At 44.2% G+C, this 6282-nt stretch carries 8 protein-coding genes; all 8 read left to right on the forward strand.

Annotated features, from left to right (window positions below):
* The first annotated feature begins 321 nt into the window (after positions 1 to 321).
* The gene (locus VIP81_RS19595; RefSeq protein ID WP_331964990.1) at positions 322 to 1182 is read left to right on the forward strand and encodes a hypothetical protein; all 861 of its coding nucleotides are present in this window, start codon (positions 322 to 324) and stop codon (positions 1180 to 1182) included.
* A gap of 61 nt (positions 1183 to 1243) precedes the next feature.
* Positions 1244 to 1708 carry an AraC family transcriptional regulator gene (locus VIP81_RS19600; RefSeq protein WP_331964993.1) on the forward strand — a complete coding sequence of 155 codons (465 nt, stop codon included), beginning with the start codon at positions 1244 to 1246 and terminating at the stop codon, positions 1706 to 1708.
* A 64-nt stretch (positions 1709 to 1772) separates the two neighbouring features.
* Positions 1773 to 2207, forward strand: coding sequence for a VOC family protein (locus VIP81_RS19605; protein WP_331964996.1), 435 nt, complete (start codon positions 1773 to 1775; stop codon positions 2205 to 2207).
* A complete protein-coding gene (locus VIP81_RS19610; protein ID WP_331964999.1) occupies positions 2191 to 2640 on the forward strand; it encodes a DUF1569 domain-containing protein in 450 nt (149 codons plus the stop codon). The genes VIP81_RS19605 and VIP81_RS19610 overlap by 17 nt, the downstream gene beginning before the upstream one ends.
* Positions 2641 to 2770: 130 nt before the next feature.
* On the forward strand, positions 2771 to 3631 hold the full coding sequence (locus VIP81_RS19615) for a beta-1,6-N-acetylglucosaminyltransferase (RefSeq protein WP_331965002.1): 861 nt from the start codon (positions 2771 to 2773) through the stop codon (positions 3629 to 3631).
* Positions 3632 to 3676: 45 nt separating this feature from the next.
* Positions 3677 to 4522 (forward strand): ABC transporter permease, encoded by an 846-nt coding sequence (locus VIP81_RS19620; protein WP_331965005.1) that lies wholly within the window; start codon positions 3677 to 3679, stop codon positions 4520 to 4522.
* Positions 4519 to 5727 (forward strand): ABC transporter ATP-binding protein, encoded by a 1209-nt coding sequence (locus VIP81_RS19625; protein WP_331965008.1) that lies wholly within the window; start codon positions 4519 to 4521, stop codon positions 5725 to 5727. The genes VIP81_RS19620 and VIP81_RS19625 overlap by 4 nt, the downstream gene beginning before the upstream one ends.
* Positions 5717 to 6282: glycosyltransferase family A protein (locus VIP81_RS19630; protein ID WP_331965011.1), on the forward strand; the 566-nt coding region annotated here is incomplete at its 3' end. The genes VIP81_RS19625 and VIP81_RS19630, both read left to right, overlap by 11 nt.

Here is a 6282-nt window from a genome sequence, read left to right on the forward strand (position 1 = left end):
AACGGGATTGGAACCTGGCTTTTGGCATGTAGTAGGCGGCGGTCTTGACTTTAATGTAAATGTGGAGGCGGGCAGGAATACCTTATACTTTAAGGCTGCAGGAGGAGAGTATATGATCACACCCGGAAGAGAATACGAGGGAAAGATGGCCAGATAAGCGTTGTGCGATGTGCTGCATAAAAAGGCGCCCATGTGTAGTGCCCCCAAAAAGTGTCTAACTTTTTGGGGGCACTACACTCTTTGGATGCCCTTTATAATTGGATGTTAGACAAAAGTGCTAAATTGTAGAAGAAAGAAAAACTGACAGTTAACCTATCTGATATGCGTAGCCGGCGAAATAAAACATTTGTAAACCCAACCGGGATTATCCCGATCAGTAGTATTTTATTGGCCATTGCGAGAGTAGCACTGGGCCTTTATTTACTCTATACAGATCCGCTATCACCCTGGTTTATATACCTCCTGGTCATTTTATTTACTGTATCGGTAGCAAGACATCTTCTTTGTTATTTCAATCATCCACCGGATAATATGTATAATTTTCTGCTGGACCTGTTGACGCCATGTCTGTACGGATTCATCCTGTTTCATGTTTTATCGATATATCAATCTCCTTTTTTATCTCTCTCCGTTAGTATTTTTATACCCGCTATTATTTATACTTATTTGTTTGCCGGTGATCCCACTCCGGTAATGAGCAAAGGCGTTTTTTGGAGTGGATTGTGTTGTTATGTACTGACTTTTCTACTCACGTTGAATTATGTATCCGATTTTTCAAATCCTGTAATAGAAAAATATCTTTTAGCAAGAAAGTATTATGTAACTGCCCAGGCCGAAGATGGCGGCCCCGGAGAAGATATCTTTTACTTTGATCTGATCCATGCAGACAGCATTGCTGCACCTGCACAATGGATGGAAGTAAACCAGGAAACCTATCGCCGCCCCCGCGATAACTGGCGATATAAAAAGATTGAATTTGATAATACCACCTATCTGATACTGGATAAAAAGGAAACGACCTACCCTCAGCATCAGTATCATCTTTTATTGCTGGAAGCCAATGGTGGTTTTCAGGCGCAACATATGACCGAACCGGAATACGCACGCTATGAAAAAGGAGATACTTTCCATATTGAAAAACATAAAGGGCTTTTGGGGCTGCAGTGGTTGACTTATCGGTGATGGCCCCCGAATTTCAGGCCATTTCATGGTATTATTGTATATTCGAATAGTCAGGAACGTTATGAGTAATACCCATAAAAATATAGACAATAAAGCAACGATTACCCCCGAATATCCACGGGTGTATCTGTATATCCGTATTGTTCAGGCCAAACTATTTATTGATAGCCATTACGCAGATGAAATAGACCTGGAAAATATTGCCGATGAAGCGTATTTCTCAAGATTTCATTTTATCCGGCTTTTTAAGTCCGCCTACGGGAAATCCCCTCACCAGTATCTGAAATCAGTAAGAATAGAGAAAGCACAGCAATTGCTAAAAGAAGGTAAAACTGTTGCCGATAGCTGTTTTTCGGTGGGCTTTCAAAGCCTGACCACCTTTAGTGGTCTGTTTAAAAAAGTAGTCGGAGAATCCCCCTCCGCCTACGCAGCGCGCCATAAAGAGATGAAAAAGCAAATTAGTGAACGACCTTTGTCGTTTGTACCTACCTGTTATGCCTATCAACATGGATGGCTGGAAAAATAGCAATTTTGAAGAGGTGAATATTTGAGTAGTTGTTGATCTTTGTTTCAGAAAAAAAACGAAGACTATGATTACTAAAATGACAGTGACTAATATTCACGTACTGAATCAAGACAGTGCCTACGATTTTTATGTAAATAAACTGGGATTTAAGGTGGTAGATGATATCCCTATGGGAGCGGATACCCGCTGGCTAACCGTATCTCCGCCTGAGCAGCCTGACCTGCAACTGGTCCTTTTCCCGGTAAAAGTGAGTAAGATGTTCCCACAGGAAACAGCGGATATGCTGATTAAACTGATTAAACAGGGCGTATTTGGCTGTGGTGTACTTACCTGTAAGGATATTTTTGCCACTTATGAAGAATTGAAAACAAAAGGAGTCGTGTTCATAAAACCTCCTACCAAAGAATTCTATGGCACCGAAGCCCTTTTTAAAGATGATTCCGGGAACTTTTTCTCATTACAGTCCATTGATAACTTTAGCCATGAAGTCAATATTTGACCACCCAACGAGGACCGAACTAATAGACAGAATTAATGCCCTCAACGAGCATAGCAAAGCACAATGGGGGAAGATGGATGTGTGGCAGATGACAAAACACTGTACCATATGGTTTGAATGGATAATAGGGAAAAATAATCCTACCTACAAGCAGGAATTGCTGGGGAAAATCTTCGGGAAAATGGCGTTGAAAAGTAATACCAAAGACGACAAGCCCATGCAGAAGAATATGCCGGCAGGAAAACAAGCCGTACGAGAGAAAGGAGGTGATGTGGAGCAGCAGAAAAAAATATGGATTAACCTGGTGGCAGCATGCGAACATTATTCAAATCCGGCATTTATTCATGACTTTTTTGGTAAAATGACAACAGAACAAATAGGTGTTTTCGCTTATAAACATGCGGATCATCATTTAAGACAATTTGGGGTATAGACTTCAGAATACAGGTATCGGTTTAGTATCAATGACCAGCAGAGACGTATATAAGAGATAATCTTAGTACTTTTAGTACATAGACTATATTTATGGGTATAGTAAACAGACTGATTGCACTATTATGAGAATGGCCAATATAGTTATCCTGCATCGATATCCGGGGTTGGCGGCGAGGATGATCAAGAGTTTAGATCATCCACAATTCGATTTTTACCTGCACCTGGACAAAAAGGTCGATATTTTTCCCTTCGAATATCTGTCAACACTGCCTAATACCTGGTTTGTGACAGGCCGGAAAAATGTGAATTGGGCTGGATACAGCCAGGTGGAAGCTATTGAAGCATCGCTCGATGCCATATTATCGAGTGGCCGTTCCTATGATTGTATCAATCTCCTGAGCGGACAGGATTACCCCATTAAACCAGCCGGTGACATATACGCTTTTTTCGATGCTCACCCGGGACTCTCTTTTCTGGCCTCGGAAACACCACCTTCCCCCTGGTGGGATGCGGCCATTCGACGTATTACCAGGTATCACCTCATCGATTATAATTTTAAAGGGAAGCACCGGTTGGAAAATATCCTTTCATTCCTGCTGCCGGAAAGAAATTTATCGCTACCGGTACAGCTTTACGGAGGGCCTCTCGCTGCTTACTGGACGATAAGTTCCGCGGCAGCTGAATATCTGCATAAAGCCCTGGTGGAAAGTAACCATCGTTTCTTTTTCAAACATACCTGGGCCCCGGATGAATTTCTGATAAACACCATCCTGATGAACAGCCCTTTCAGGGATCAAATTGTCAATGATAATTACCGGTATATAGACAGATCAAATGGAGGAGCGCATCCCAAAATACTTACAATGGCAGATCTGAGCAGCCTGCAGTCCAGCAGCCGCTTGTTCGCAAGAAAATTTGATCCAACGGTGGATACCAGGGTGCTGGACCGGATTGATGAAACAATCCTCCGTCATAAAAAGAAGGTGTAAACCAAAGCTCCGGCAGCGTATTAACGATATAAAGCAATTCGACCAATGGAAAATAAAGACGCCTGGGACTGGGAAATCAACTCCGGCACAAAGTGGTTTCAGTGGCACCTGTCGGAGATCTGGCATTATAAAGACCTGCTCCTGCGGCTTGTCAGAAGAGACCTGATAGCGAATTACCAACAGACCTTACTGGGCCCATTTTGGGTATTTATGCAACCTGTGCTGACTACATTGGTATACTACCTGGTTTTTGGAAGAATAGTAAAGATCTCTACCAGCGGAATTCCGCCCATTCTCTTTTATCTTTCCGGTATACTCTTCTGGAGCTATTTCTCAGATTGCCTGAATGGTACCATGTATACCTTCCTGCAAAATGTCAATGTTTTCAGCAAGGTGTATTTTCCCCGGCTCATCGTTCCTCTCAGCAGTGTGATCTCCCAGACGGTGCGAACCGCTATCCAGTTGTTGTTATTTATTTTTATATACTTGTATTACTGCTACCAGGGAGGAATCACGGCTACTTATTATATCTTATTAACGCCGCTATTGCTGCTGATTGCCGCCGGCTTCGGATTGGGAGCCGGGTTGATTGTGAGTGTACTCACTGCCCGGTACCGGGATCTGGATTATACCCTTCAGTTTCTGTTGCGGCTCTTTATGTTCGCTACCCCGGTGGTATATCCCGCATCCATTGTGCCGGAGCAATACCAGATTTTGTTATGGCTTAATCCGCTTACACCAGTGATAGAAACTTTCCGGGCAGCATTCTTTTCCAATGAACCAGTGTATATCCTGCATTTGCTTTTTAGCTGTGTGGAAGTGTTGTTGCTGATGCTGGTAGGTATCACCTTATTTAAAAAACATGAATTAAAAGTAATGGATGTGATATGATCGCCATCAAAGCAGAAAATATTTCCAAATCTTATCGTCTGGGGACTACCGGCGCCGGCCGGTTGCGGGAAGATATCCGCTACTGGATGAAGAAGCAGCCGTCAGAAAATCACCTGATATGGGCGTTAAAAGAGGTGAGCTTCGAGGTAAACCAGGGAGAAGTGATGGGATTTATCGGCAATAATGGCGCCGGTAAGTCAACCCTGCTGAAAATCATTTCCCGTATTGCAGCCCCTACATCCGGACGGGTATTTGGGAGGGGCCGGATAGCCAGTTTACTGGAGGTGGGCTCAGGCTTCCATGGAGAACTCTCCGGGCGCGAGAATATCTTTCTGAACGGGAATATCCTGGGCATGAGAAAACGGGAGATTCAGGCATGTTTCGATGAAATTGTTGCATTTTCCGGCGTAGAACGGTTCATCGATACGCCGGTAAAACGTTATTCCAGCGGTATGTATATGAGACTCGCCTTTGCAGTGGCGGCTCACCTTAATCCGGAAATCCTGGTAGTGGACGAAGTGCTGGCTGTTGGCGATGTGGAATTTCAGCGGAAATGCCTGGGTAAAATGAAAGAAATTTCCGGTCGCAAAGGAAGAACAGTATTGTTTGTAAGCCATAATACGCAGGCCCTGCTCAATCTTTGCGACCGCGTGATCACCTTACATAAAGGTCAGCTCATCAATGAAGGTAAACCAGCAGAGGTAATTGGCAGCTATCTGAAAAACCTGCAATCGGATTATCTTCACCAGGAATACGATACGCCTGATGCAGCACCAGGTAACGATTATATCAGGATAAAGAAAATATCCCTGCAATATGATACGGAATTGTTCGATATCCGTACTCCCTTTATTATCCGGTTTGAATGCTGGTATACCGATCCAGATCCCGGTAGCCTGATCGCCGGAATACACCTGTTTAATATGGCCGGCGAATGCATTTTCGATGTAGCTTCAAAAGGAGCCCCCTTTCAACCCGGCCTCATCAGCGGCGAATGCCACATACCAGGTAATTTCCTGAACGATGGCGCCTATTATTTATCCGTCGCATTTGTAAAAAATACTACCACGCGTCTTTTCTATTTTGAATCTTGTCTATCTTTTAATATGGAAGACTATCGGGAAAATACTGCGTGGTTCGGGAAATGGATGGGGTATGTGCGCCCTGATTTTCCCGTGATTTTAAATCAGCAAAATGTTGTATAAAATATCTCACATTCAGCTCACGGAACTGGATAGTCTGGCACTCACTGCCGGGCATCAGTATGTGGTTGTTTGGTGGAATAATATCCCTTTGGGGCATGCCTGGATATATCAGCCGGAAGAGGCTCGTGAAAAGCTCCGGGCAGCTATCCAACCGGCATTAGACTATTACCAGAAGCAGGGCTCTTCATTACAAATAGTCAATATTGGTGGGAGCTTATCTGTAGTGATCTGCACCCGCAACCGGCCCCAATCACTCGCCATCTGCCTGCAATCCCTGTTATCATGCACCGACCAGGATTTTGAACTGCTGGTCATTGATAATGCACCGGATGATGACGCCACCCTGGAGGTGACGCGTAAATTTCCGGCCGTAAAATATGTGCGTGAAAGCAGGAAAGGGCTTGACATTGCCCGAAATACGGGCGCCCGCTCTGCTACCGGCGATCTTATTGCCTATACCGACGATGATGTACAGATTCCCGCCAACTGGATTGCTAACCTCAAAGCCAGTTTCAGCGATCCGCTGATAATGGCGGTTACCGGCCTCATAATCCC

The organism is Chitinophaga sp. (assembly GCF_036566945.1).
In the GTDB taxonomy this organism is placed as follows: domain Bacteria; phylum Bacteroidota; class Bacteroidia; order Chitinophagales; family Chitinophagaceae; genus Chitinophaga.

What these genes read in the sequence shown, in the direction of transcription:
- VIP81_RS19610 (WP_331964999.1), top strand. Translation starts at nt 2,191, where the DNA reads ATGAAGTCAATATTTGACCACCCAACGAGGACCGAACTAATAGACAGA.
- VIP81_RS19615 (WP_331965002.1), top strand. Translation starts at nt 2,771, where the DNA reads ATGGCCAATATAGTTATCCTGCATCGATATCCGGGGTTGGCGGCGAGG.
- VIP81_RS19605 (WP_331964996.1), top strand. Translation starts at nt 1,773, where the DNA reads ATGATTACTAAAATGACAGTGACTAATATTCACGTACTGAATCAAGAC.
- VIP81_RS19600 (WP_331964993.1), top strand. Translation starts at nt 1,244, where the DNA reads ATGAGTAATACCCATAAAAATATAGACAATAAAGCAACGATTACCCCC.
- VIP81_RS19595 (WP_331964990.1), top strand. Translation starts at nt 322, where the DNA reads ATGCGTAGCCGGCGAAATAAAACATTTGTAAACCCAACCGGGATTATC.
- VIP81_RS19625 (WP_331965008.1), top strand. Translation starts at nt 4,519, where the DNA reads ATGATCGCCATCAAAGCAGAAAATATTTCCAAATCTTATCGTCTGGGG.
- VIP81_RS19620 (WP_331965005.1), top strand. Translation starts at nt 3,677, where the DNA reads ATGGAAAATAAAGACGCCTGGGACTGGGAAATCAACTCCGGCACAAAG.